Source organism: Streptomyces sp. NPDC023573, from assembly GCF_055559735.1.
In genome coordinates this window covers 190157-215311 of sequence record NZ_JBVHKB010000004.1, presented here as the reverse complement: position 1 = coordinate 215311, position 25155 = coordinate 190157, and the positions used below count along the sequence as shown (strand labels likewise).

Here is a 25155-nt window from a genome sequence, read left to right as displayed (position 1 = left end):
TGACCGGGGCCCTGTGCGTGCGTCCGTGACTACTGCCGCAGCTCCGCCGGCTTCGTGCGGTCCCTGTCCACCTTCTCGGTCCGCACCAGCTCGCCCCAGACGATGTAGCGGTACTTCGAGGTGTAGACCGGGGTGCACGTGGTCAGCGTGATGTAGCGGCCGGCCTTCTTCACGCCCGACTCCTTGGGCACCGGGGCGATCGCGTCGACGTTGTACTTCGACGTCTGCGGCAGCTCCGCGAAGACCTTGTAGACGTACCAGGTGTCCTTGGTCTCGAAGACGACCGCGTCACCCTTCTTCAGCTTGTCGATGTTGTGGAACTTGGCACCGTGCCCGTCCCGGTGCGCGGCGAGTGAGAAGTTGCCCTGCGCGTCCGAGGGGAGCGCCGACTTCACGGGCTCCGTGTAGTAGCCGGCGATGCCGTTGTTGAGCGTCTCGGTGTCGGTGCCCTTCTTGACCAGCACCTCGCCGTTCTTCATGGCGGGGACGTGCAGGAAGCCGATGCCGTCCCTGGTGTCCAGCTCTCCCGGGCCGCCCGCCCAGCGGTCGCGGACGGTGCTGCCCTGCTTGTCCGCCTCACGGTCGGCCAGCACGTTGGTCCACCACAGCGAGTAGACGACGAACAGGCCCAGCACCAGACCGGAGGTGATCAGCAGTTCACCGAAGAGACTCACCGCCGTCGCGACGGGATGGCGGTTCCTGCTCCGGACCGGGGCCGCCGGCTCGTCGGTGCGCTCTTCCTGCTCGGTCCTCGCTGCCACCGCACCCGTCCCTGTCGTGATGTCGTCCAGCTCGCGTCAGCCGACGAGCGCGTCGGGCTTCCCCATGCTGCGCGGCCGTTCCTCGACCATTTTGCCCCACACGATCATTCGGTACGTACTCGTGAACTCCGGGGTGCACGTCGTCAGCGTGATGTACCTGCCCGGGCCGGTGAAGCCTGATCCCTGGGGCACTTCGTCGATCACGGCCACATTGGACGGCGACGTCTGCGGAAGGATGCTGGTCATCTCGTACGTGTAGTAGGCGTCCTGCGTCTCCACCACGATCGCGTCGCCCTGCTTGAGCTTGTTGACGTAACGGAAGGGCTCGCCGTGGGTGTTGCGGTGACCGGCCACCGCGAAGTTCCCCTGCTCGTCCGAAGGCATCGCTGTCTTCAGCTTGCCCTCGGCGTAGTGACCGATCATGCCGCGGTCGAGAACCTTCTCCTTGTCGATTCCCTCCGCGATCGGGGAGACCACGTCCAGCTTGGGGATGTGCATGATGGCGAACCCCTGGCCGGGCTCGAAGACCCCCGGGCTGCGCTCGCCGTTGGCCCAGTCGTCCTGGATCTTGTTCGTCTCCCGGCCGGCGATCTGGTCGGCGCGGACGTTGGTCCACCACAGCTGGTACGTGACGAACAGGAGCATCAGCACACCGAAGGTGATGAACACTTCGCCGACGACCCGGCTGGCGACGACGGCCGGGCTGTCCTTGGCGGCGCGTGCCGCGCGACGGGCCTCCAGCCGTGACATCGGGACCGCGGGCCCCGCCGCCTCGGGCTCCGCCGCGCGCCGGGGTTCACCCCGCCGTCGTCCCTGCCCCTTGGCCGCCCGGCGGCGCTCGGCCCGGCCGCCTGTCGGCAGCGGTTCGGGAGAGGGCCCGGATGTGTCGGGTCCGTCCGGCTCCGGCGCTCTCCGGGTGTCGGCGGTCCGCAGCGCCATGGTCTCGTCGGGCAGGACCGGACCGACGTCGTCGACGGTCCGCGCGGGGTCCGGGCGGACGCCGGCGAACGCATCCACCGGGCCCGGGTCAGCCGCGGCCGGGACCGGGGAAGGCGTCCCCTGACCGGGTATCACCGCGGTGCCCTGGACGGTCGGTGCCGCAGGAGCTGTTTCCGGCCCCTGGTGCCCGTACCAGTCCCTCCGGTACCCCTCCGGGTCGTACCACTCGCCCGGGGCCTCCGCGGGCGCCTGGGGCGCCGTCCGGGGCGTCTGCTGCGGCCCGCCGTCCTGGGGACCCTCCGCCCGGAACCAGGGTGAGGTGTGCTGCCCCGCCGACGGGTCTGTGGGCCGCTGCCCCGGCAGCGGATCGTTCAGCGGGTCCGCGAGCTGCTCCACCGCCGCTTCGAACGTGCCGTCGGGCTCGTACGCACCCTGGGCGTACGGGCCTTCCTGCCCGGCGGAGGGGCGGAGTGAGGTCACGCGACGGCCTTGCCCACCACCGGGGCGAGCCCCGCCGATCTCGCGACCGCGCCCTCGTCACCGCACTGCTCCAGCCAGTTGGCGAGCATCAGGTGACCGTGCTCCGTGAGCACCGATTCGGGGTGGAACTGCACGCCCTCGACAGCCTGTTCGCGGTGGCGCAGCCCCATGATGGTGCCGTCGGCGGTGCGGGCGGTGACTTCCAGCACGGGCGGGACAGTCGCCGGCTCGGCGGCGAGCGAGTGGTAGCGCGTCGCCGTGAACGGGGTCGGCAGACCGGCGAACACGCCCTTTCCCTCGTGCAGCACGGGGGAGGTCTTGCCGTGCAGCAGCTCCGGCGCGCGGTCCACCACACCGCCGTACGCGACGGCCATCGACTGCATCCCCAGGCAGACGCCGAAGACCGGCACCCCGCTCCGCGCGCAGTGGTGGACCATCTCGACGCAGATCCCCGCCTGCTCGGGTGTACCCGGACCGGGCGACAGCAGGACACCGTCGAAGCCGTCCTCGGCGTGCGCCGTGGTCACCTCGTCGTTGCGCACGACTTCGCACTCGGCACCGAGCTGGTAGAGGTACTGGACGATGTTGAAGACGAAGCTGTCGTAGTTGTCGACGACGAGAATGCGTGCGCTCACTGACCGGACCCCGCTCCGCTGGTGCCTTCGCCGTCCACCGTCACATCACCGAACGGGAGCAGAGGCTCCGCCCACGGGAAGACGTACTGGAAGAGCGCGTAGACAACGGCCAGGACGAGCACGAGCGAGATGAAGCCCCGCACCCATGCGTTGCCCGGCAGGTGCCGCCAGATCCAGCCGTACATGCTGTTGCCTCCATTCGGTACGGCACCAGACTAAACGGCCGGGGCACAGGCGTGGGTCAGCTGTGGAAAGCCGCTCGGGCGGACGTGCGTCACAGTGCCGCGCGGGCCCTCGCGGGCTACTCCACCGGCTGGGCGTAGTGGAGGTCGACGGTGCCCGAATAGCCGGGGAGCGTCAGCTTGTCGTCCTCCTCGACCTTCCATCCCAGCCCGTACGCCTTCACGTACAGCTGGTAGTTCTGGATGGCGGTGGAGTCGTCGAGCGCCTGCCGCAGCTTCCCGGTGTCACCGACGGCGGTGACCTTGTAGGGAGGCGAGTAGACCCGCCCCTGAAGGATCAGCGTGTTGCCGACGCAGCGCACCGCACTGGTGGAGATCAGCCGCTGGTCCATCACCCGGATCCCGCGGGCGCCGCCTTCCCAGAGGGCGTTGACGACGGCCTGCAGGTCCTGCTGGTGGATCACCAGGTCATTGGGCTGCGGCTCGGGGTACCCGGGGTTGGCGGTGGCGTCGGGCGGGGCGTCGTTCAGCGTGACGGAGAGCGCCTCCCCAGTGACCTCCGTGGTGCCCGCGGCCTTCTCCAGCGCGTCGAGTTCGGCGTCCTCGGCGCGGGTGCTCCCGTCGTCGCGCCGGGCGAGCGTGTCGATGTCCGCGCGCACGGAAGCGGTCGATTCGTCCAGCTCCGCGTTGTTCTCGCTGCGCTGTTGAATGAGGTCGGAGAGCTTCAGCAAAGAGGAGTCGGTCCGGATATCGGTCCCCTTGGCCGTATTGGCACTGGTGACGAAGATCAGCCCGGCCAGTGCGAAAACGGCGGCGGTGAGGCCTTGGACCGGCCATCGGGACATGCGCCCGGCCGGGCCTCGAGGAGAGTCGGCAGAATTGCTCAACGTACCCTTATCTCCTTAGGCGCCACGGAAGCACTACGCTAACGGACGCCCCGGGGAGGCAGCATTCCCCCTCGCGCCCCGGCGCCAGCCACAGATCCCTGCGCGGTCACGCAGCGCATCGACAGGAGAGTCCCTCGTGCCGAAGTCACGTATCCGCAAGAAGGCAGATTTCACGCCTCCGCCGGCCAAGCAGTCGACGAGCATAAAGCTGACCAATCGCAGTTGGGTCGCGCCGGTGATGCTGGCGCTCTTCCTGATCGGTCTGGCCTGGATCGTGGTCTTCTACGTCACCGAGGGCGACCTGCCGGTCGACGCTCTCGGCAACTGGAACATCGTGGTGGGCTTCGGCTTCATCGCCGGTGGCTTCGGAGTCTCCACGCAGTGGAAGTAACCGCCTCCACGCAGCGGAAGTAGCTCTGCCCTGAAGTTACCCACAGAGTTATCCACAGGTGGGGGAAAAGGTCAGACGATCTGTGGATAACTTCCCTCGAAGTTGACGCCGGTGTGACTACACACTTACGCATCGCGCGAGGGTACGCCCCTTGTCCTGACTGGTAAAACCCGGTCCAGCGACAAGGGGCACACCTGTTCCCCACGTCATGCACAAGATCCGGCACACTCTGTGGACAACCGCGCCGCTGGAGCAACGGATTCCGCTCAGGTGAGCACAGCCGTCCGGACGAGGACGGTCGCCACGACCGCCACGAGGACCAGCCCGCAGGCGCCGTACTGCACGAGATTCCGGCGCTCCCGGGGTGCGTGGACCATGGCGATCGCGAGCAGCGCCCCGGCGACCAGTCCACCGACGTGCGCCTGCCAGGCGATCCCGCCCCACGGGTTGAAGGTGAAGATCAGGTTCACCACGAGGAGCGCGATCACCGGCCGCATGTCGTAGTTCATCCGGCGCATCAGCACGGCCGTGGCACCCAGCAGCCCGAAGACCGCCCCCGAGGCGCCGAGCGAGCCCTGCCCGGGGTCCGCGACCGCGTAGGTGAGAGCGCTGCCGGCCAGCCCCGACAGCAGGTAGAGCGCGAGGTACCGGGCACGGCCCAGCGCGGCCTCCAGAGGCCCTCCGAGCCACCACAGCCCCAGCATGTTGAACGCGATGTGCCACACCTCCTGGTGCAGGAACATCGACGTCACCAGCCGGTACCACTGCCCCTCCGCCACGCCTTCGACGCCGGCCGACGGATCGCCCGAGTAGGCACGGCCGAACAGCAGCAGGTCGTCGAGCAGTGAGCGGCCACCGACCGAGACCGCGACGAAGACGGCGAGGTTTACGGCGAGCAGGATCTTGGTGACCAGTCTGGGGTCGGCGGCCACGCTTCCGCCCGCCAGGGTCCGCGGCCGGTTCGCCGCGGGGTGGTGGCCCGTGCCGGAACCCCGACGGACGCACTCCGGGCAGTGGAAGCCGACCGACGCCTCGATCATGCAGTCCGTACAGATCGGCCTCTCGCACCGCGTGCAGCGGATCCCCGTCTCCCTGCCCGGATGCCGGTAACACGTGGTGGGCCCGTCCGCGGCCGCGGACCTGTCCTGGTCTTCCGGCGGCTGCTGGTCCATCGGTCACGGCCCCTTCGGTCCTCGTCCGTGCAGGGGGCACACATGCGACCGCCCCGCTCGCCCGTTATGTAACAGTACGGACGAGCAGGGCGGTTGGTTCCCGCAAGGGCGGCGGCCGTTCGGTTCAGCGGCCTCGAAGACCGGCCGCCCCTCGGATCACCGGGTCTCGATGACGACCGACTCGATCACCACGTCCTGGAGCGGACGGTCGGTGCGCGGATTGGTCGGAGCCGCCGCGATGGCGTCCACGACCTTCTTGCCCGCCTCTCCGGCGACCTCGCCGAAGATGGTGTGCTTGCCGGTCAGCCAGGCGGTGGGCGACACGGTCACGAAGAACTGCGACCCGTTGGTGCCCGGTCCGGCGTTGGCCATCGCCAGCAGATACGGCTTGTCGAAGGCGAGGTCCGGGTGGAACTCGTCGCCGAACTCGTATCCGGGGCCGCCCGTGCCGTTGCCCAGGGGGTCGCCGCCCTGGATCATGAAACCGCTGATGACACGGTGGAAGACAGTGCCGTCGTACAGCTTGTCGGTGGACTTCCGGCCGGTCTCCGGGTCGGTCCACTCACGCTCACCCTGGGCGAGCTCGACGAAGTTCCTGACCGTCCTGGGCGCGTGGTTCGGCAGCAGCCGGATCTCGATGTCGCCCCGACTGGTCTTCAAAGTGGCGTAAAGCTGCTCGGCCACGGTCTGCCTTCCGTAAGTCTCCGCTGATGACCACCGATCCTTGCACGGGGAAGCCGGTCCACAGCGCGGTCACAGCACCGGGAAGGGCGGCACTCACCTTGTTGCTCGCTTTCCTGCACCTTTCCCACACTTCCTGCGGGATAAATGCGGCCAAGTGCCCGACGACACGGAGCGCGCGGACACGAACCGTGGCATCGTCGGCGGCACGCTCCCCTTGCACCGTATTGCCAGAGAATGACGTTCATGACCCGGATGCCCGTCCCGCATGGCGCCCAAGGCGTCAGCGGGCATGATTTCGAATTGGGTGGATAGGCGGAGTACCTACCCGCCACCAATGAGGAGGATCCCGTGACCCGCATCGACAGCGTGCGCGCCGCAACCTACTCGGCGAAGGACAGCGCGCAGCACGCCGCGGAAGTGGTGGCGCCTTACGCCGACACGGCCAAGGAACAGGCCACGCACTACGCGCACGAGGCTCGTGCGCGGATCGCGCCCAAGGTGTCGAAGGCAGCCGCGCAGGCCCGCGTCCAGTACGGCGCACACCTCGCACCGCGTATCGAACAGGCGCTCACCCATGTACCCCCCAAGGTCGACGAGGCCGCGCAGAAGGCCGCGGCCCGGACGCGCAACGCCGCCCGCACGGCGGCGGACTACACCGTGCCGCGCGTCGAGTACGCGGTGGCCGCGAGCCGCCCCATGGCCGAGGAGGCCACCGCCCGCAGCACCGCCGCACTGGCCGCTCTCCGGGGCCAGGTGACGGCCAAGGAGATCCAGAAGCTCGTCAGGAAGCACGAGCGGCGGGCCAGGGCGGGCCGGGCGGTCAAGGGCTTCCTCGTACTGGGTGCCCTGGCCGGCGGGGCCTTCGCCGCCTGGAAGTGGTGGGACAAGCAGGCCAATCCGGACTGGCTGGTCGAGCCGCCCGCCCCCACCGAGGTGGGCGACGACCGCGCCCCCCTCACCTCGGTCGACGGCAGCGGCTCGACCGTGCTCGACCCGGAGGTCCGCGCCAAGCAGGACGAGGCCGGATCGGACACCGCGGAAGGCGACAGCGACGACCGCCGCTGAGCACGCGGCGCACCACGCGTGAGAGAGGGGCGCCGGAGGACCTCAGGGTCTTCCGGCGCCCCCTCTCCGTAAAAAGCAAAAGCGCCCCTGACCTGCTGTGAAGCGGGTCAGGGGCGTTCTTCTGTGGAGCCTAGGAGATTCGAACTCCTGACATCTGCCTTGCAAAGGCAGCGCTCTACCAACTGAGCTAAGGCCCCGAAAAGCCGGACATCACGAACAAAACCACGCCGCGGCGTCCGTCGCAGAACAGAGTACCGGGTGACCCCCCGAATCCTGCAAAAGGATTGGGGCTCCCGGCCCGCAACAGCTCTCCGTAAGATGCACGACGAGGTTCGCAGCAGCGAAGCCGCAGCGAAGGGGAGACGCAATGGACGCAGCGCAGCAAGAGGCGACGGCTAGAGCCCGGGAGCTCCAGCGCAGCTGGTACGGAGAGCCGTTGGGGGCGCTCTTCCGCAGGCTGATCGACGACCTCGGCCTCAACCAGGCACGCCTCGCGGCGGTGCTCGGGCTGTCCGCTCCCATGCTCTCCCAGCTGATGAGCGGCCAGCGGGCGAAGATCGGTAACCCCGCGGTCGTCCAGCGGGTCCAGGCGCTTCAGGAGCTGGCGAGCCAGGTGGCGGACGGCAGTGTGAGCGCGGGAGAGGCCACCGACCGGATGGAAGAGATCAAGAAGTCGCAGGGCGGTTCCGTCCTGACCAACACCGGCCAGACCTCCACCACGGGTGGCGCACCCACCGTGCGGCGTGTGGTCCGTGAGATCCAGTCGCTGCTGCGGTCGGTCGCCGCGGCCGGCGACATCATCGATGCGGCGGACTCCCTCGCCCCGGCCCACCCCGAGCTGGCAGAGTTCCTCAGGGTGTACGGAGCGGGGCGCACCGCTGACGCGGTCGCGCACTACGAGGGCCACCAGAGCTAGGGCCCGTGGCCGCCCCCCGGGGCGGCCGGCCGTGGCAGTATCCCGACAGCCGGGGCACGAACCGAAACGGGAACGGGAGCGGGCGCAGCGCAATGGGTGAGGTCTTCGCTGGTCGGTACGAGCTGGTCGATCCGATCGGACGTGGTGGGGTCGGCGCCGTCTGGCGCGCGTGGGACCACCGCCGCCGCCGGTACGTGGCGGCCAAGGTCCTGCAGCAGAGCGACGCGCACACGCTGCTGCGCTTCGTCCGTGAGCAGGCGCTGCGGATCGAGCATCCGCATGTTCTCGCCCCGGCCAGCTGGGCCGCCGACGACGACAAGGTCCTGTTCACGATGGACCTGGTCAGCGGCGGTTCGCTGGCCCATGTCATCGGCGACTACGGTCCGTTGCCCCCGCGGTTCGTCTGTCTCCTGCTCGACCAGCTGCTGTCCGGGCTGTCCACGGTGCACGCCGAGGGGGTCGTGCACCGCGACATCAAACCGGCCAACATCCTTATGGAGGCCACCGGTACGGGCCGTCCGCATCTGCGGCTCTCCGACTTCGGCATCTCGATGCGGAAGGGTGAGCCGCGGCTGACGGAGACCAACTATGTGGTGGGCACGCCGGGTTACTTCGCGCCCGAGCAGATGATGGGAGCGGAGCCCGACTTCCCGGCGGACCTCTTCGCCGTCGGGCTCGTCGCGCTGTATCTGCTGGAGGGCCGGAAGCCGGACTCCAAGGCGCTGATCGAGTACTTCGCCGCGCACGGCACCCCGGGGGCGCCCCAGGGCGTGCCGGAGCCCCTGTGGCAGGTTCTCGCCGGCCTGCTGCAGCCGGACCCGCACGCCCGCTTCCGTACGGCCACAGGGGCCCGCAAGGCGCTGACGGCGGCGGTCGAGATGCTGCCGGAGCCCGGCCCGGACGACGAACGGGTCGAGGTGTTCGACCAGATCGGCCCGCTGCCCGAGGGATTCGGCCCCGAGGGACCCGCCACCGGCCCCGGGACGCCCGGCGACGGGCCGCGGTCGCCCGCACAGGCCGCCGGGGCACCACCGCACCCACCTCAGCCGTCGCAGCAGACGTACGCGCAGGAGGGCCAGGGACAGCAGCCCTACGCCCCCGCGCAGGGCACGCCGGGGCAGCAGCCGTACGCCCCTCCCCCGTCGATGTCGGAGACGGGCAGCTTCCATCTCGCGCCACCCCCGCAGCAGCCCGCCCCGGTCCCTCACCCGGCGCAGCCGCGGACGCCGTCGTCCGCCCCGCCGCCGGCCCACGCGGCGTCCCCCTACGCCTCCGACGCGGCCCCGGGTCTCGCCCAGGCCGCCACGGCCGCCGTGCCGTACGGGACCACGCCCACGCGCCCGTACACCGCTCAGCACCCGCAGGCTCCTCAGCACGTCGCACCGGCCGCCCCGCTCCCGGCCCCCGCGAAGCGGCCGGGACCGTCCCCGAAGGTGGCGGTCCCGGTGCTGGTGGTGGCGCTGATCTGCTTCGCGGTGGGGATCTGGGCGCTCACCCAGTCCTGAGTGCCCTCCCGGACGTCCGCGCCGCCTACCAGGACTGCGGTGGCCCGCCGACCGGCGGCTGCCCGCCCACGCCCGGCGGCACAGCGGCCGGAGCCGTCCGGCGCCTGGCCAGCAGGGTCCACGCCCCGAGTCCCAGCACCAGCACGGATCCCGCGCCGATACCCGTCGCGGCGACCATCTTCATCGTGGCGCTCTCCCCGGCCTCGGGCGCGCTCCGGCCGCTCTCGGCCATGTCCCGGTCGTCGTCCGTGACCCCGAAGATCCCGGCATCCCCCTGGTAGGGCGACGGCTCGCTGTCGTTGACGACCTTCACCTTGAGCGTCAGCCCGAGGGCCCCGTCACCGTAGTGCTCGGCGACCTCGGGCGAGAGCGTCACCGACAGGTAGTACCAGCCCGCGAAGCGCATCGCGCTGACATCGGCGCCCGAGTCGTAGCGGTTCTCGTACGCCACCGGCGGAAGCGGGTCCAGGGCCACCGAGTTGGGCGTCCCGGAGTACGACAGCGTCGCGTCGTCCACATGGCCGCGTGCCGGGTTGTCCAGGGCCAGAGCCAGGGCGTTGCCGAGGTACTCCGTCGACTTGCCGCTGTTGCTCAGCGCGGCCGTGGCGAAGAGCTGCTGCCCCCAGTCCACAGGGACCCGGTAGAAGCGGGTCTGTCCCGGCGTGATGGTGTCGGCCCATTCACCGGTGTCCAGGCTGGTGGCGTCGTGGAAACCGCTGCCCCCGGAACGCTTCTGCTTGCCGGCGGGCGGCGTCGGCGAGGCGGAGGGCCAGTTCTCCGGCGCCTCGGTCGGCATCGACTTCGCGTCCTTGAGCGCCGGTTCGTTCTCGAAGCGCAGCTCCAGGTCCCAGGCTGCGGGGGACGACGTCGCCTTGCTCTCCCGCTCGATCAGGACGTTGTACGTGCCACCTGCCGCGCACGTGGTGCTGTCCTTCTCCACGGTCCGGTGGGCGTAGGCCGCGATCGGGCGGGGGAACTGTGCCGACTCGAAGGCCGCGTCCCCGGAACTGCACCGGTTGTCGTCCAGGTCCCTCATGCTGATCGTGATCCCGTCCCCGTAGGCGACCTTTCCGCCGCCCTTCGGGACCGCCACCGCGGAGACGTAGGCATCCGTCCTGTCGTCGAGCTCCAGGCGGTAGTAGAGCTTCTGCCCCTGCCCGATGGAGCTCCTGTAGACCGACCCCGGCTTCAGCTCGGCCGCGTCGGCGTTGGACTCCGTGCCCCGGACCGTCTCCGCAGCCGGATCGAAGGTGTACGCCGCGGGGCCGTCGGCCGCGTGCGCCTGCCCCGGCAGCGCCGCCACCGCGCACACCGCCGCGAGCGTCGCGAGCGTCACCCGGCCCCTGTCGCGCTGCCTGTTCACGCGCTCCCCCTCGTCGTCTGCGTACCTGCCCCGCGCCGTCCGCGTCCGAGCAGGGACTTGGCGGTCACGGCGACCGGTCCGGCGCCGGCCGCGATGCCGGTCCATCCTGCCCCGCCCCTACCACCGCTGTCTGCGGGCCCTGCCGTACTGCCGCCATTGCCCGCCTTCGTACCGCCCGGCCGCTTCGCCGGTGCCGGGGCCCCGCGCCCGGGAGCGGCCGACATCGCCGTACATTGCTGACGCAACCGGATTATTTACTTAGGTGAACCCAGGGGTGCGGCCGTCACGGCCCCGGGCAGCAGAAAGCCCCGGCCGCTCGGCGGCCGGGGCTTTTAGCAGACTGTTCCGTCTCACACACCTGAACCTGCGGGCACGGAGTCGGTCGCCTCCGTCCACAGATCCTGCTCGGCGCGATCCGCCTGGATCTGGCGGTACACGAGGAGCCCGCCGATGGCGGCCAGTGCGACCAGGAGAAGCTTCTTCACCGCGCGACCTCGTCTTTCCTTGACGTAAGGGACTTCTGCCGCCCGACTATACACACCGACCGATACCGATCGGTGACCTCCCCGGCACCCGCTCACCGCTCGGTCGGGACCCTGTCGAGGCCCCTCGGGAGCCCCGGAGCGGGTTTTCCGAGCCGGTTGAACCATAAGAGTGGTGTTCATCGGAAGATCGGCGCACCGGGGGCGTCGGTCCCGGTTTCCGGGGGCCGGATCCACATCATCGGAAAGGTAAGCAAACCGGACCACCTGAAAGCGAGGGGCCATGAGCACCTTCAGGGTCAAGAGCATCTGGACCGCCTTCATCACCGCCTTCTTCGCCCTTCTCGCGTCGCTGGGCCTCGCCACCGCTCAGGCCGCGGCCGCGGAGCCGGCGGTCACGAGCCACGAGCACACGGGTGCGAACCCGGCAACCGCGACCACGCCGTCGGTGCGATGGACCCTTCCGCGTGACAGGGCGCTGCCACCCACGATGAAGCAGCGCATCCGCGCCGAGGCGCACGGCTCCTCGCCCGCCACCCGCCAGCTGTCCGCCGACACCACGGACGCCGCCGAGGCGACGAACAGCACCCGCTCCGCCCACAGCGCCGCACCCGCCGGGCACTCGGCCCCGCTGCCACCCTGAGGGCGCCGCGAACGCCACCCAGGCCCCTGACCCGGTTCACACCGGCGGGGGCCTTTTCCGTGCCTCCGTACGCGTCCCCGCCACAGCCGTCCCGCAGCCGTCCCGTACGGCCCTTCCCCGGGCCGTACGGGACGGCGTCCAGCTTCCCCGGGCCCCGGTCACGTCCGGATCTCCGGATCTCCGGATCTCCGGGTCGGCCCGGGGCGCCTGCACTTCCCGGACATGCGGAAGGCCCCCCACCGTTTCCGGTGAGGGGCCTTCGTGCTGGTGGGGCTAACAGGATTTGAACCTGTGGCCTCATCCTTATCAGGGATGCGCTCTAACCAACTGAGCTATAGCCCCGCCGCGCTGCTGCGCTGACTTCTGAAGATTAGCGCACGTCGGGGCCAGTCCCAAAATCGATACCCGGCGTCCTACTCGTCCTCGGCGAGAGTGAGCTCCACGCCACCGACGAAGCCGGCCGACAGGTTGTAGATGAACGCGCCCAGCGTCGCCAGCGCGGTGGCCAGCACGACGTCGATCACGGCGATGACCGACGTGAAGATGAGGACGCGCGGCAGCGAGAGGAACGACTGCAGATCGAAGCCGTTGCTCTCGTTCGAGCCGGTGGCCTCGCTGATCGTGCCGCCCACGGTCTCGAAGACGCCCATGGCGTCCATCACCATCCACAGCACGGCGGACGCGACCACCGTGCAGATGCCGAGCGCGATGGAGAGCAGGAAGCTGACCTTCATCACCGACCACGGATCGGCCTTAGCCACCCGCAGTCGCGCCTTACGGGTACGCGGAGTCGTCCGCGCCCCGGTCCGGGGCAGCCGGGTCGCCTGCGCTCCGCCCGCGCCCTGTACACCGCCCTGAGTTCCGCCGCCCTGCGTACCGCCCGCAGGGGACGGGTACGCCTGCGGCGGGTGGTAGGGACCCGCCTGTCCCGCCGCGGGCTCGCGCTCGCCGGGCAACGGCCCGGTCGCGTAACCCTCGTACTGCGGCTGAGGTCCCCGAGTGTCCGTCACAGTGCCCCCTTGGGAGTCCGTGGCAGGGCCACGGGCGCCGTGCGCGCCTGCTCCGGAAGCGGCCGAACCGGCGCCCGTGGCTCCACTCACGCTCTACTCCTCGTGCTCCCCGGCCGAAGGCGCCGTGCCCTCGGCTGTGCCCTCGTCCACGCTCGCGGCATCGGCCCCGACCGTGGCGCCTTCGGCCTCATCGGTCCCGTCGACCTCTTCGGCCTCACGACCGGCCTCGGCGTTGCGCGCGATACCGACGACGGCATCACGCTTGCCCAGATTGATCAGTTGGACGCCCATGGTGTCACGGCCCGTCTCCCTGACTTCATTGACTCGCGTACGAATCACACCACCGCCGAGCGTGATGGCGAGAATCTCGTCCGCTTCCTCCACCACCAGTGCGCCGACGAGCGATCCGCGGTCCTCGACGATCTTGGCGGCCTTGATGCCCAGACCGCCACGACCCTGGACGCGGTATTCGTCGACCGCGGTCCGCTTCGCGTACCCGCCGTCGGTGGCGGTGAACACGAACGTACCGGGCCGGACGACATTCATCGAGAGCAGTTCGTCGCCCTCGCGGAAGCTCATGCCCTTCACGCCCGAGGTGGCGCGGCCCATCGGGCGCAGCGCGTCGTCCGTCGCGGTGAACCTGATCGACTGGGCCTTCCTGCTGATGAGCAGCAGGTCGTCCTCGGCCGACACCAGCTCGGCGCCGATGAGTTCGTCGTCGCCGCCGTCCTGGGTCTCCCGCAGGTTGATCGCGATGACGCCGCCCGACCGCGGGGAGTCGTAGTCCTTCAGCGCGGTCTTCTTCACCAGACCGCCCTTGGTGGCCAGGATCAGATAGGGCGCGGCCTCGTAGTCGCGGATCGCCAGGATCTGGGCGATCTGCTCGTCCGGCTGGAACGCCAGCAGGTTCGCGACGTGCTGGCCACGTGCGTCCCGGCCGGCATCCGGCAGTTCGTACGCCTTGGCCCGGTAGACCCGGCCCTTGTTCGTGAAGAACAGCAGCCAGTGATGGGTCGTCGACACGAAGAAGTGGTCGACGATGTCGTCTTCCCTGAGCTTCGTGCCCCGTACGCCCTTGCCGCCGCGCTTCTGCGAGCGGTAGTCGTCCGTCTTCGTGCGCTTTACGTAGCCACCGCGCGAGATGGTGACGACGATGTCCTCCTCGGCGATCAGGTCCTCGATGGACATGTCACCGTCGAAGGGGACCAGCTTGGAGCGCCGGTCGTCGCCGAACTTGTCGACGATCGCCGCCAGCTCCTCACTGACGATCTGACGCTGCTTCGCGGGCGAGGCCAGGATCTCGTTGTACTCGTTGATCTTCGCCTGGAGCTCGTCGTGCTCGGCGGTGATCTTCTGGTGCTCCAGCGCGGCCAGACGGCGCAGCTGCATCTCCAGGATCGCGTTCGCCTGCAGTTCGTCGATCTCCAGCAGGCCCATCAGGCCCTCGCGCGCGATCTCCACCGTGTTGCTGCGCCGGATGAGTGCGATGACCTCGTCGATCGCGTCCAGCGCCTTGAGCAGGCCGCGCAGGATGTGCGCCCGCTCCTCCGCCTTGCGCAGCCGGAACTTCGTACGCCGGACGATGACCTCGATCTGGTGCGTCACCCAGTGGCGGATGAACGCGTCGATCGACAGGGTGCGCGGCACCCCGTCGACGAGCGCCAGCATGTTCGCGCCGAAGTTCGACTGGAGGTCGGTGTGCTTGTAGAGGTTGTTCAGCACCACCTTGGCGACCGCGTCACGCTTCAGCACGACGACCAGGCGCTGGCCCGTACGCGAGGACGTCTCGTCCCGGACGTCAGCGATGCCGCCGACCTTGCCGTCCTTCACCAGGTCGGCGATCTTCTGCGCGAGGTTGTCGGGGTTGGTCTGGTACGGGAGCTCCGTGACGACCAGGCACTGCCTGTTCTGGATCTCCTCGACCGCGACGACCGCCCGCATCGTGATCGAGCCACGGCCCGTGCGGTAGGCCTCCTCGATTCCCTTGCGGCCCACGACGAGCGCGCCGGTCGGGAAGTCCGGGCCCTTGATCCGCTCGATGAGGGCGTCCAGGAGCTCCTCGTGCGAGGCCTCCGGGTGCTCCAGGTACCACTGCGCGCCGGCGGCGACCTCACGCAGGTTGTGCGGCGGGATGTTGGTCGCCATACCGACCGCGATGCCCGCGGAACCGTTCACCAGGAGGTTCGGGAAGCGCGCCGGCAGAACCGTCGGCTCCTGGTTGCGGCCGTCGTAGTTGTCCTGGAAGTCGACGGTCTCCTCGTCGATGTCCCGGACCATCTCCATGGACAGCGGCATCATCTTGCACTCGGTGTACCGCATGGCCGCGGCCGGGTCGTTGCCCGGGGAACCGAAGTTGCCGTTGGAGTCCACCAGCGGCATGCGCATCGACCAGTGCTGCGCCAGACGCACGAGCGCGTCGTAGATCGAGGAGTCGCCGTGCGGGTGGTACGTACCCATGACGTCACCGACGACACGGGCGCACTTGTAGAAGCCCTTCTCGGGCCGGTAGCCGCCGTCGTACATCGCGTACAGCACCCGGCGGTGGACGGGCTTCAGGCCGTCCCGCACGTCGGGCAGGGCACGCGACACGATGACGGACATCGCGTAGTCGAGGTAGGAGCGCTGCATCTCCGTCTCGAGCCCCACGGGCTCGACACGCATGCCCACGCCCGGGACGGCGGGCTCCTCTTCGGGCATCACAGGGGTGTTCTCGTCGGCCATTGCTGGTCAAAGTCCTTTCGCGCTGCGGCTGCGGCTTGCTTGTACGGCCGACTCAGATGTCGAGGAAGCGGACGTCCTTGGCGTTGCGCTGGATGAAGGAGCGCCGCGCCTCGACGTCCTCACCCATCAGCACCGAGAACAGGTCGTCCGCCTGCGCCGCGTCGTCCAGCGTGACCTGGCCGAGCACACGGTGGTCGACGTCCATCGTGGTGACGCGCAACTCCTCGGCGTTCATCTCACCGAGACCCTTGAAGCGCTGGATCGAGTCTTCCTTGATCCGCTTGCCGTTCTGCTTGCCGAGCGCCACCAGGGCGTCGCGCTCCCGGTCCGAGTACGCGTACTCGAAGTCGTCACGGCCCCACTTGATCTTGTAGAGCGGCGGGCGCGAGAGGTACACGTGCCCGGACTCGACCAACGGCCGCATGAAGCGGAACAGGAAGGTCAGCAGCAGGGTGTTGATGTGCTGGCCGTCGACGTCGGCGTCCGCCATCAGGATGATCTTGTGATAGCGGAGCTTCTCGATGTCGAAGTCCTCGTGGACCCCGGTGCCGAAGGCCGAGATCAGGGCCTGGACCTCGGTGTTCTGAAGGATCTTGTCGATCCTGGCCTTCTCGACGTTCAGGATCTTGCCTCGGATCGGCAGGATGGCCTGGTACATCGGGTTACGGCCGGACTTCGCCGAACCACCGGCGGAGTCACCCTCGACGATGAAGATCTCGCACTTCGTCGGGTCGTTGGACTGGCAGTCGCTCAGCTTGCCGGGCAGCGAGGCGCTCTCCAGGAGCCCCTTGCGCCGCGTCAGGTCACGCGCCTTGCGGGCGGCGACACGGGCCGTGGACGCCGCGATGCCCTTGCGGATGATGTCGGCGGCCTCGTTGGGGTTCCGGTCGAACCAGTCCGTCAGCTGCTCGTGGACGACCTTCTGGACGAAGGTCTTCGCCTCGGTGTTGCCCAGCTTGGTCTTCGTCTGACCCTCGAACTGGGGCTCGCCCAGCTTCACCGAGATGATCGCCGTCAGGCCCTCGCGGACGTCCTCACCGGTGAGGTTGTCGTCCTTCTCGCGCAGCAGCTTCTTGTCACGCGCGTAGCGGTTGACCAGCGAGGTCAGCGCCGCGCGGAAACCCTCCTCGTGCGTGCCGCCCTCGTGCGTGTGGATCGCGTTGGCGAAGGAGTAGACGCCTTCGGTGTACTGCGTGTTCCACTGCATGGCGATCTCGACCGAGAGGAGACGCTCCTTGTCCTCGGCCTCGATGTCGATCACCGACTGGTGAATGAGCTCGCCCTTGCGGGAGTTGAGGTACTTGACGAAGTCGACGATGCCGTTCTCGTAGTGATACGTGACCGTGCGGGTCGACTCCTCGTCGGGGACGTCGACCACCTCGGCGCTGTCCGCGCCCGCCGTGGCCTTCGCCGCCGCCCGCTCGTCGGTGAGCTTGAGGGTGAGTCCCTTGTTGAGGAACGCCATCTCCTGGAAGCGGCGCGAGAGGGTCTCGAAGGAGTAGTCGGTGGTCTCGAAGACGTCTCCGTCGGCCCAGAAGGTGACGGTCGTCCCCGTCTCCTCGGTGGCCTCGTTACGGGCCAGCGGGGCAGTCGGGACGCCGAGCTTGTAGTCCTGGGTCCAGCGGTAGCCGTCCGTCTTGACCTCGACCGCCACCCGTGTGGAGAGGGCGTTGACGACGGACACACCGACGCCGTGCAGACCGCCGGAGACGGCGTAACCGCCGCCGCCGAACTTGCCGCCGGCGTGCAGCACGGTGAGGACGACCTCGACGGCCGGCTTGCCCTCGGACGGCACGATGCCGACCGGGATGCCGCGGCCGTTGTCGATCACGCGCACCCCGCCGTCGGCGAGGATCGTGACGTCGATGGTGTCCGCGTGCCCGGCCATGGCCTCGTCGACCGAGTTGTCGACAACCTCTTGCACGAGGTGGTGGAGACCGCGCTCACCGGTGGACCCGATGTACATACCGGGTCGCTTGCGGACCGCGTCCAAGCCCTCGAGCACGGTGATCGCGCTGGCGTCGTACGAGGCGGTGACCTCGCCGTGCTCACCGGCTGTGGACGGGATGTTCTCGTTGGGGTTGCCGGAATCGGCCACGAAGCGCCCTTTCTGGCACAGCACAGGCCGTTCTCCGGCTGGCGGGAGCGGCTGCGTCGTTCGGCTTGTATCGACGACTCCCGCGAGGAAGCGGGATTGTCCACCAGTCTACCGGTAGCGCCGACATGAATGGGGGTTTGCCGGTGCCTGAGTACGCATGTGCCGCCCTGAATGAGCGGCTGACGACTCCCCATATTCAGGAAGGGGCCCCGGGGGGCTCACGAGGGCTTTGCGCGCTTCGGGCTGTCAACCTCTCGCTACGGTGAGGGACACCCCACCTACCTCACGGTGAACAAATCCCCCCATAGCTGTACAGACCGGAAACGCCAAGCCGTCGGCGAAGTGGGGCATACGTGGGTGAAGCGCAGCCAGGGCCTTCCTCGGCGCCGACCGGTGTCCGAAGGCTCCGGATGAGGAAAAGGCCTGCTCAGCCGTAGGTGTCGCCCGGCCCCTTGCTCCCAGGAGCCCGCAGAGGGCCGAATCTGCGCGGTGGACCGCCCGGACCGAGCACTTTGATCATCCGCACGGTGCCGTGGCCCAGGTCCGTGTTCAGCCGGGCCACGAGCTGCGGGGCCAGCAGCCGGAGCTGCGTCGCCCACGCCGTCGAGTCGCACTGCACGGTCAGCACCCGCTCGGCCGGATCCTCGTCGTACCGCACGGGAACACAGTGGTTGGCCAGATCGTCACCGACGATCTGCGGCCAGCGGCCCATCACACCGCCGACGGCCGCCGGTGTCTCCCAGCCCCGCTCGGTGATCAGCCGGTTGATCGCCGACCCCAGCGGCAGCGGGTCACGGCCGTCGGACCGCGCGCCCGACCGCAGGCCGCCACCCCGCCTCGCCTGATTCTTCTGCTGCGCAGCGGCGCCCCGGGCACGGGCCTGTTCCTTCGCGGCCCGCAGGGCCACCCGCGCCAGATCCACGCCGGACACCTCCGGCGGCTTCACCGGACCCGGATCTCCTCCGGCCGGCTTCGCCTGTCCCGGAGGGGGCGCGCCCCGCTCGTCCGGGCCGCTCACAGCCGCTCCACCGCACCGGCGGACACGGCGTACCGGGCTCCCGCCAGCACACCCGGGACGTCGTCGTCCACGGCCGCCGTCACCAGCACCTGTTCACCGGGGGCCACCAGCTCGGCCAGCCGCTCGCGACGGCGCGCGTCCAGTTCGGCGAACACGTCGTCGAGCACCAGCACCGGCTCGTTGCCCTCGGTGCGGAGCAGATCGTACGAGGCCAGCCGCAGGGCCAGGGCGTACGACCAGGACTCGCCGTGACTCGCGTACCCCTTCGCCGGCATGCCGCGCAGGCCGAGCACCAGGTCGTCGCGGTGCGGGCCGACCAGGGTCACCCCGCGCTCGATCTCCTGCTTGCGCGCCTCGGCCAGGGCCGCCATCACCTGCTCGTACAGCTCCTCACGGGTGCGCGCGGGCTCCACGTCGGCACCGACCGAGCTGCGGTACTCCAGGGCGACGGGGCCGCCGCCGGGGGCCACGTCCGCGTACGCCTTGTCCGCCAGCGGCTGCAGGGTCGCGATCAGGTCCAGCCGCTGCGCCAGCAGCTCCGCCGCCACCCGGCCCAGGTGCTGGTCCCACACGTCCAGGGTGGACAGATCCATGGACCGGCCGCCGTGCCTGCGGGCCATGGCCGCCGACTTCAGCAGGGTGTTGCGCTGCTTCAGCACCCGCTCGTAGTCGGAGCGGACCCCCGCCATGCGGGGGGAGCGCGCCGTGATCAGCTCGTCCAGGAAGCGCCTGCGCTCACCCGGGTCACCCTTCACCAGGGCCAGGTCCTCCGGGGCGAAGAGCACCGTCCGCACTATGCCCAGCACGTCCCGCGGCCTGACCTGCGACGACCTGTTGATACGGGCCCGGTTGGCGCGGCCGGGATTGAGCTCGAGCTCGATCAGCTGCGAGCGCTCCCCCTGGGTGACAGCGGCCCGTACGACGGCGCGCTCCGCACCCATGCGCACCAGAGGGGCATCGGACGAGACCCGGTGACTGCCGAGCGTCGCCAGATAGCCGACCGCTTCCACCAGATTGGTCTTGCCCTGTCCGTTGGCCCCCACGAACGCGGTGACGCCCGGGTCGAGAGGAACCTCGACCCGGGCGTACGAGCGGAAGTCGGCCAGCGAGAGATGCGTGACGTGCATGGTCGCCGACCCTTCCGACTGCGTGCTCTGCTGTGTGCTGCTGTGCCGCTGGCTACTTCTTGTTCTCGACCGCGTGGCCGCCGAACTGGTTGCGCAGCGCGGCGATCATCTTCATCTGCGGCGAGTCGTCCTGACGCGAGGCGAAGCGCGCGAAGAGGGACGCGGTGATCGCGGGCAGCGGGACCGCGTTGTCGATGGCGGCCTCGACCGTCCACCGGCCCTCGCCGGAGTCCGCCGCGAAACCACGGAGCTGGTCGAGGTGCTCGTCGTCGTCCAGCGCGTTGACCGCCAGGTCGAGCAGCCAGGAACGGATGACCGTCCCCTCCTGCCAGGAGCGGAAGACCTCGCGCACGTCGGTGACGGAGTCGACCTTCTCCAGGAGCTCCCAGCCCTCGGCGTAGGCCTGCATCATGGCGTACTCGATGCCGTTGTGGACCATCTTCGCGAAGTGGCCGGCGCCGACCTTGCCCGCGTGGACCGAACCGAAGTCACCCTCGGGCTTGAGCGCGTCGAAGACGGGCTGGACCTTCGCGACGTTCTCTTCGGTCCCGCCGTACATCAGGGCGTAGCCGTTCTCCAGGCCCCAGACACCACCGGAGACGCCGCAGTCGACGAAGCCGATGTCCTTGATGCCCAGCTCGACGGCGTGCTTCTCGTCGTCGGTCCAGCGCGAGTTCCCGCCGTCCACGACGACGTCGCCCGGGGACAGCAGATCGGCCAGCTCGTCGATGGTCGACTGGGTCGCGGCACCGGCCGGGACCATCACCCACACGACACGCGGGCCCTTGAGCTTGCCCACAAGCTCTTCGAGGCTGTGGACATCGGCGACGTCCGGGTTGCGGTCGTAGCCGATGACCGTGTGCCCTGCGCGGCGGATGCGCTCGCGCATGTTGCCGCCCATCTTGCCGAGGCCGACGAGACCGAGCTCCATCAGAGATTCCTTAAGCGTTGTGCCGATTCGTACCCAGGACCGAGCCTACGCCCGGCCGGGACAGCACGGCGGGGTGCAGCACGGAGGGCGCGCTCTGCGCTGAGCCTGCCCGCCGGAAACTGCCATGACAGGGACGACCGCCGGATCAGCCCGAGAGGCGGACCGGCATGATCAGGTACTTGTACGCGTCGTCGGCCTCGGCGTCGACGGCCGGCCGGCCGCTGAGCAGGGCGGGCTTGGTCGACGTCGTGAAGGAGAGCTGCGCGACCGGGGAGTCGATCGCGCTGAGCCCGTCCAGCAGGAAGGTCGGGTTGAAGGCGATCGAGATGTCGTCACCCTCGAGCACGGCGTCGACGCGCTCCACAGCCTGTGCGTCGTCGCTGGAACCGGCCTCCAGGATGAGCACACCCTGCTCGAAGCTGAGGCGCACCGGGGTGTTGCGCTCGGCGACGAGCGCCACACGCTTCACGGCCTCGACGAACGGGGCGGTCTCGATGACCGCGACCGAGTTGAACTCGGTGGGGAAGAGCGTCCGGTACTTCGGGAGGTCGCCCTCGAGCAGGCGCGTGGTCGTACGGCGGCCGGCGCCCTCGAAACCGATGAGACCTTCGCCCGCGCCCGAGCCGGACAGCGCCAGCGTCACCGTGTCACCGCTGGTCAGTGCCTTGGCGGTGTCCAGCAGCGTCTTGGCGGGCACCAGGGCCACCGCGGAGGCGTCGGGGTTCTCCGGCTTCCACAGGAACTCGCGGACCGCGAAGCGGTAGCGGTCGGTCGACGCGAGGGTGACGGTCTCGCCCTCGATCTCGATCCGCACGCCGGTCAGGACGGGCAGGGTGTCGTCCCGCCCGGCCGCGATGGCGACCTGGGCCGCCGCGGAGGCGAAGACCTCGCCGGGGACGGTGCCCGTGGCGGTCGGCATCTGCGGCAGTGCCGGGTACTCCTCCACAGGCAGTGTGTGGAGTGTGAACCGAGAGGAGCCGCAGACCACCGTGGCGCGCACACCGTCGGTGGAGATCTCCACAGGCCTGTTCGGCAGGGCGCGGCAGATGTCGGCGAGAAGACGGCCGGAGACGAGCACCGTGCCGTCCTCCTCGACCTCGGCGTCCACCGAGACCTTGGCGGAGACCTCGTAGTCGAAGCTCGAGAAGCTGAGAGCTCCGTCCTCGGCCTTCAGCAGAAGGCCCGCGAGAACGGGCGCCGGCGGACGGGCCGGGAGGCTGCGGGCCACCCAGGCCACCGCCTCCGCGAGTACATCGCGCTCCACCCGGATCTTCACCGGAACCGCCTCCTGCTGTTGCTCGCTCGCCCTGCTGGCCTTCGTCGTCTGGTCGGGGGTCTCCCTGCCCAAGGGCTGGGGGAGGCCGCCGGGGTCCAGTCTGACGTACGGCACCGACACTCGTTGCTGCTCGGGGTCAAGTCGCACCAAGAGGTTCGCGGAGCTCGCCACTCAAGTTGTGCACAGGCCCCACTTCGAAGCGGATTCCTGGCTAACTCTGAGTGGTAGTAGTAGTAGGCCCTGTGGAAACCGTGGATAACGTCGTTTTCGCAGGTCAGAGCCTATTTTTTGTCCACCGACCCTGTGGGTGGCGCCGGTGGACAACTCGGCGCTTCTGTGGACACGCGAAAGTTCTGCACACCCGATGCACAGGGCGGGGTGACTTCTCCCCAGGGCTGTCCCCAGCTTTACCCACGTTCCCCACAGCTCAACCAAGGGTCTTCGTGTGACGCCTTTCACTCTCGGCAGTGAAAGGCGGTGTCGGGTTGCCGAACAGTGGACAGGGGTGTGGAGAAGCTGGGGACAACCGGGCTGCGCCTGTGGGCCGCCGGTGGACAACATCATCAGGGCCCTGTGGACGAATTTTCTGTCCACAGGCTGTGGATCATCGTTGACCACAAATCCCCAGGCATGTGACCTGGCCTGATGGAGTATCGACAGCAGACCCTGTGGACGCAATATGGACAACTTCGCAGTCCCCAGGCTGTGGACGCCGGATTCCTCCTCCTTCTGTGGAGAAGCGCTGGTCCGGGGCCTGTATTCGAACACTTCAGAGGGCCCGAGCCGTTTCGGAGGCCATGGAGTCGAGCTGGATCGTGTGCGCCGGAGGCCCCGAAGGCCGTCCCAGGGGCACCGCGCGCCGGACTCCGGAGCCCGCTCTCAGCAGCCCGTGACGGAGAAGGGCGCCCCGCGAGGACGTCGTGAGGTCCTCGCGGGGCGCCCGGGGCGCGCTGTTGTGCTGTCCTGGCCGGTGCGGGCCCGTCAGCCGTTCTTGATGCGGTTGGTGAGCTCGGTGACCTGGTTGTAGATGGAGCGGCGCTCCGCCATGAGCGCCCGGATCTTCCGGTCGGCGTGCATCACCGTGGTGTGGTCCCGGCCGCCGAACTGGGCGCCGATCTTGGGCAGCGAGAGGTCCGTGAGCTCGCGGCACAGATACATGGCGATCTGGCGTGCCGTCACCAGGACCCGGCTGCGCGAGGACCCGCAGAGGTCCTCCACCGTCAGCCCGAAGTAGTCCGCCGTCGCCGCCATGATGGCCGGCGCGGTGATCTCGGGAGCGGAGTCCTCGCCGCCGGGGATCAGGTCCTTGAGCACGATCTCGGTCAGACCGAGGTCCACGGGCTGCCGGTTGAGGCTGGCGAACGCCGTCACCCGGATCAGCGCGCCCTCCAGCTCGCGGATGTTGCGCGAGATCCGGGACGCGATGAACTCCAGTACCTCCGGCGGGGCGTTGAGCTGTTCCTGCACCGCCTTCTTACGGAGGATCGCGATGCGCGTCTCCAGCTCCGGCGGCTGCACATCGGTGGTGAGGCCCCACTCGAACCGGTTGCGCAGCCGGTCCTCGAGGGTCACGAGCTGCTTGGGCGGCCGGTCGGAGGAGAGCACGATCTGCTTGTTGGCGTTGTGGAGCGTGTTGAAGGTGTGGAAGAACTCCTCCTGCGTCGACTCCTTGCTCGCCAGGAACTGGATGTCGTCGACCAGGAGGATGTCCACGTCGCGGTAACGCTTGCGGAAGGTGTCGCCCTTGCCGTCGCGGATCGAGTTGATGAACTCGTTGGTGAACTCCTCGGAGCTCACGTACCGCACCCGGGTCCCCGGGTAGAGGCTCCGTGCGTAATGCCCGATGGCATGCAGGAGATGGGTCTTGCCGAGCCCCGACTCCCCGTAGATGAAGAGGGGGTTGTACGCCTTCGCGGGTGCCTCGGCGACGGCGACCGCGGCCGCGTGCGCGAAGCGGTTGGAGGCCCCGATCACGAAGGTGTCGAAGAGGTACTTCGGATTCAGCCGGGCGTGCGGCTCGCCGGTCCCGGGCGGGGGTGCGGACTGCGTGCCCATGTGGCCGCCGCCGCTCCTTCCGGTCCCGGGGCCGCCCTGGCGGTGCTGGGGCGGCTGGTCCTGCAGTTCGTGGCGGTCGCGGCTGTCCCGCTGCTGCTCGTAACCCTGGTGCTCGGGCGGCTGCGGGCGGTAGTCGTGCTGCGGCTGCTGGGGGCGCGGGCTCGCATACGGGTCACGGTCCTGGTAGCCGCCGTGCCGGGGCTGCCAGGAGAGGTCGTCCTGGACCCGGGGCCAGGCGCCGGGCTCGGGGCGGTGCTGCTGGTAGTCCGGGTAGGCGGGGCGGGCCGTCGGCATGCCGTCGTCGGAGGACCTGGGGCCGTAGCTGTCGTACCCGTCGCCGCGCGAGGGCTCGTCGTGCTGCGGTCCCTGGTAGCGGTGGGACTGCTGTCCTGGGTGGGACTGGTGCATCGGGGGCGCCGGCGGAGCGGGGGGCTCGCCCGCGGAATCATCGACCGTGATCGCGATCCGGATCGGCCGCCCGCACTCACGGGTGAGCGTCTCGCTGATCAGCGGGGCGAGGCGGCCCTCAAGGACACGCTTCCCCCACTCGTTGGGTACGGCCAGCAGCGCGGTGTCGGCGACGAGTGCCAGGGGCTGGCAGCGCTCGATCCACTGCTTGTCCTTCGGCTCGATGCCCTGCTGGCCCTCCCCGAGGAGTTGTTCCAGCACTCGCGGCCACACTGCGGCAAGATCGGCAGGTACGTCAGCCACAAGGCACGCTCTCTCGCATGTCCCACGAATGTGTACTTCTCGGGACGGATGGGTCGGGTCGGGTGAGGCCCGGCAGGCAGGAAGGAAAAGAACCGGAGTTCAG

The 25155-nt window shown here is 69.2% G+C and carries 22 protein-coding genes and 2 tRNA genes; 5 read left to right on the top strand and 19 right to left on the bottom strand.

Annotated features, from left to right (window positions below):
- Window positions 1-29: 29 nt before the first annotated feature.
- From ACZ32T_RS14910 to ACZ32T_RS14890, 5 genes are all read right to left on the bottom strand, one after another.
- Window positions 30-761, bottom strand: a complete 732-nt coding sequence (locus ACZ32T_RS14910; protein WP_467367152.1) for a class E sortase — start codon at window positions 759-761, stop codon at window positions 30-32.
- A 36-nt stretch (window positions 762-797) separates the two neighbouring features.
- On the bottom strand, window positions 798-2180 hold the full coding sequence (locus ACZ32T_RS14905) for a class E sortase (protein ID WP_467367150.1): 1383 nt from the start codon (window positions 2178-2180) through the stop codon (window positions 798-800).
- Entirely contained in the window at window positions 2177-2815 is a 639-nt protein-coding gene (locus ACZ32T_RS14900; protein WP_467367148.1) for an aminodeoxychorismate/anthranilate synthase component II, read from the bottom strand. Before ACZ32T_RS14900 ends, ACZ32T_RS14905 begins: the two co-directional genes overlap by 4 nt.
- On the bottom strand, window positions 2812-3000 hold the full coding sequence (locus tag ACZ32T_RS14895) for a hypothetical protein (protein WP_099173291.1): 189 nt from the start codon (window positions 2998-3000) through the stop codon (window positions 2812-2814). The genes ACZ32T_RS14900 and ACZ32T_RS14895 overlap by 4 nt, the downstream gene beginning before the upstream one ends.
- Before the next feature lie 116 nt (window positions 3001-3116).
- Window positions 3117-3842 (bottom strand): DUF881 domain-containing protein, encoded by a 726-nt coding sequence (locus tag ACZ32T_RS14890; protein WP_467266312.1) that lies wholly within the window; start codon window positions 3840-3842, stop codon window positions 3117-3119.
- A 178-nt stretch (window positions 3843-4020) separates the two neighbouring features.
- Here ACZ32T_RS14890 and crgA point away from each other — a divergent pair, with 178 nt between their 5' ends.
- The gene (crgA, locus tag ACZ32T_RS14885; RefSeq protein ID WP_033296748.1) at window positions 4021-4275 is read left to right on the top strand and encodes a cell division protein CrgA; all 255 of its coding nucleotides are present in this window, start codon (window positions 4021-4023) and stop codon (window positions 4273-4275) included.
- A gap of 266 nt (window positions 4276-4541) precedes the next feature.
- On the opposite strand, the gene ACZ32T_RS14880 is transcribed toward crgA, so the two are convergent.
- Window positions 4542-5447, bottom strand: coding sequence for a rhomboid family intramembrane serine protease (locus tag ACZ32T_RS14880; protein ID WP_467266309.1), 906 nt, complete (start codon window positions 5445-5447; stop codon window positions 4542-4544).
- Window positions 5448-5603: 156 nt separating this feature from the next.
- On the bottom strand, window positions 5604-6131 hold the full coding sequence (locus ACZ32T_RS14875; protein WP_467266307.1) for a peptidylprolyl isomerase: 528 nt from the start codon (window positions 6129-6131) through the stop codon (window positions 5604-5606).
- 348 nt (window positions 6132-6479) lie between these two features.
- On the opposite strand from ACZ32T_RS14875, the gene ACZ32T_RS14870 reads away from it, so the two are divergent.
- The gene (locus tag ACZ32T_RS14870) at window positions 6480-7196 is read left to right on the top strand and encodes a DUF5324 family protein (protein WP_467266305.1); all 717 of its coding nucleotides are present in this window, start codon (window positions 6480-6482) and stop codon (window positions 7194-7196) included.
- A gap of 124 nt (window positions 7197-7320) precedes the next feature.
- Here ACZ32T_RS14870 and ACZ32T_RS14865 read toward each other — a convergent pair.
- Window positions 7321-7393: transfer RNA gene (locus tag ACZ32T_RS14865), tRNA-Ala, on the bottom strand.
- Window positions 7394-7563: 170 nt separating this feature from the next.
- On the opposite strand from ACZ32T_RS14865, the gene ACZ32T_RS14860 reads away from it, so the two are divergent.
- Entirely contained in the window at window positions 7564-8112 is a 549-nt protein-coding gene (locus ACZ32T_RS14860) for a helix-turn-helix domain-containing protein (RefSeq protein WP_103760647.1), read from the top strand.
- A gap of 92 nt (window positions 8113-8204) precedes the next feature.
- A complete protein-coding gene (locus ACZ32T_RS14855; RefSeq protein WP_467367146.1) occupies window positions 8205-9617 on the top strand; it encodes a serine/threonine protein kinase in 1413 nt (470 codons plus the stop codon).
- 25 nt (window positions 9618-9642) lie between these two features.
- On the opposite strand, the gene ACZ32T_RS14850 is transcribed toward ACZ32T_RS14855, so the two are convergent.
- Both ACZ32T_RS14850 and ACZ32T_RS14845 read right to left on the bottom strand, forming a co-directional pair.
- A complete protein-coding gene (locus ACZ32T_RS14850; protein ID WP_467367144.1) occupies window positions 9643-10980 on the bottom strand; it encodes a hypothetical protein in 1338 nt (445 codons plus the stop codon).
- A 350-nt stretch (window positions 10981-11330) separates the two neighbouring features.
- Window positions 11331-11465 (bottom strand): DLW-39 family protein, encoded by a 135-nt coding sequence (locus ACZ32T_RS14845; RefSeq protein WP_003958712.1) that lies wholly within the window; start codon window positions 11463-11465, stop codon window positions 11331-11333.
- Window positions 11466-11745: 280 nt separating this feature from the next.
- Between ACZ32T_RS14845 and ACZ32T_RS14840 the strand changes: the two genes are divergently transcribed.
- A complete protein-coding gene (locus ACZ32T_RS14840) occupies window positions 11746-12105 on the top strand; it encodes a DUF6344 domain-containing protein (RefSeq protein WP_467266296.1) in 360 nt (119 codons plus the stop codon).
- Window positions 12106-12370: 265 nt separating this feature from the next.
- Here the strand turns inward: ACZ32T_RS14840 and ACZ32T_RS14835 are convergent.
- The 9 genes from ACZ32T_RS14835 to dnaA form a co-directional block, all read right to left on the bottom strand.
- Window positions 12371-12447, bottom strand: a tRNA-Ile gene (locus tag ACZ32T_RS14835).
- A gap of 71 nt (window positions 12448-12518) precedes the next feature.
- Window positions 12519-13115 carry a DUF3566 domain-containing protein gene (locus ACZ32T_RS14830; RefSeq protein WP_467266294.1) on the bottom strand — a complete coding sequence of 199 codons (597 nt, stop codon included), beginning with the start codon at window positions 13113-13115 and terminating at the stop codon, window positions 12519-12521.
- A 93-nt stretch (window positions 13116-13208) separates the two neighbouring features.
- Window positions 13209-15836 carry a DNA gyrase subunit A gene (gene gyrA / locus ACZ32T_RS14825; protein WP_467367142.1) on the bottom strand — a complete coding sequence of 876 codons (2628 nt, stop codon included), beginning with the start codon at window positions 15834-15836 and terminating at the stop codon, window positions 13209-13211.
- A 52-nt stretch (window positions 15837-15888) separates the two neighbouring features.
- Window positions 15889-17958 carry a DNA topoisomerase (ATP-hydrolyzing) subunit B gene (gene gyrB / locus ACZ32T_RS14820; RefSeq protein ID WP_104787390.1) on the bottom strand — a complete coding sequence of 690 codons (2070 nt, stop codon included), beginning with the start codon at window positions 17956-17958 and terminating at the stop codon, window positions 15889-15891.
- Between the two features lie 403 nt (window positions 17959-18361).
- On the bottom strand, window positions 18362-18952 hold the full coding sequence (locus tag ACZ32T_RS14815) for a DciA family protein (protein ID WP_467367140.1): 591 nt from the start codon (window positions 18950-18952) through the stop codon (window positions 18362-18364).
- On the bottom strand, window positions 18949-20079 hold the full coding sequence (gene recF, locus ACZ32T_RS14810; protein ID WP_356709079.1) for a DNA replication/repair protein RecF: 1131 nt from the start codon (window positions 20077-20079) through the stop codon (window positions 18949-18951). The genes ACZ32T_RS14815 and recF overlap by 4 nt, the downstream gene beginning before the upstream one ends.
- 52 nt (window positions 20080-20131) lie before the next feature.
- Window positions 20132-21010, bottom strand: a complete 879-nt coding sequence (gene gnd / locus ACZ32T_RS14805; RefSeq protein WP_124277886.1) for a phosphogluconate dehydrogenase (NAD(+)-dependent, decarboxylating) — start codon at window positions 21008-21010, stop codon at window positions 20132-20134.
- Window positions 21011-21155: 145 nt separating this feature from the next.
- On the bottom strand, window positions 21156-22286 hold the full coding sequence (gene dnaN, locus ACZ32T_RS14800; protein WP_250288631.1) for a DNA polymerase III subunit beta: 1131 nt from the start codon (window positions 22284-22286) through the stop codon (window positions 21156-21158).
- A gap of 981 nt (window positions 22287-23267) precedes the next feature.
- Window positions 23268-25052, bottom strand: a complete 1785-nt coding sequence (gene dnaA, locus ACZ32T_RS14795; RefSeq protein WP_467266288.1) for a chromosomal replication initiator protein DnaA — start codon at window positions 25050-25052, stop codon at window positions 23268-23270.
- Window positions 25053-25155: the final 103 nt, after the last annotated feature.

Coding starts and splice junctions, on each gene's coding strand:
- gyrA (WP_467367142.1), bottom strand. CDS start 15,836: ATGGCCGACGAGAACACCCCTGTGATGCCCGAAGAGGAGCCCGCCGTC.
- ACZ32T_RS14860 (WP_103760647.1), top strand. CDS start 7,564: ATGGACGCAGCGCAGCAAGAGGCGACGGCTAGAGCCCGGGAGCTCCAG.
- ACZ32T_RS14890 (WP_467266312.1), bottom strand. CDS start 3,842: ATGTCCCGATGGCCGGTCCAAGGCCTCACCGCCGCCGTTTTCGCACTG.
- ACZ32T_RS14855 (WP_467367146.1), top strand. CDS start 8,205: ATGGGTGAGGTCTTCGCTGGTCGGTACGAGCTGGTCGATCCGATCGGA.
- ACZ32T_RS14840 (WP_467266296.1), top strand. CDS start 11,746: ATGAGCACCTTCAGGGTCAAGAGCATCTGGACCGCCTTCATCACCGCC.
- gnd (WP_124277886.1), bottom strand. CDS start 21,010: ATGGAGCTCGGTCTCGTCGGCCTCGGCAAGATGGGCGGCAACATGCGC.
- ACZ32T_RS14880 (WP_467266309.1), bottom strand. CDS start 5,447: ATGGACCAGCAGCCGCCGGAAGACCAGGACAGGTCCGCGGCCGCGGAC.
- ACZ32T_RS14895 (WP_099173291.1), bottom strand. CDS start 3,000: ATGTACGGCTGGATCTGGCGGCACCTGCCGGGCAACGCATGGGTGCGG.
- recF (WP_356709079.1), bottom strand. CDS start 20,079: ATGCACGTCACGCATCTCTCGCTGGCCGACTTCCGCTCGTACGCCCGG.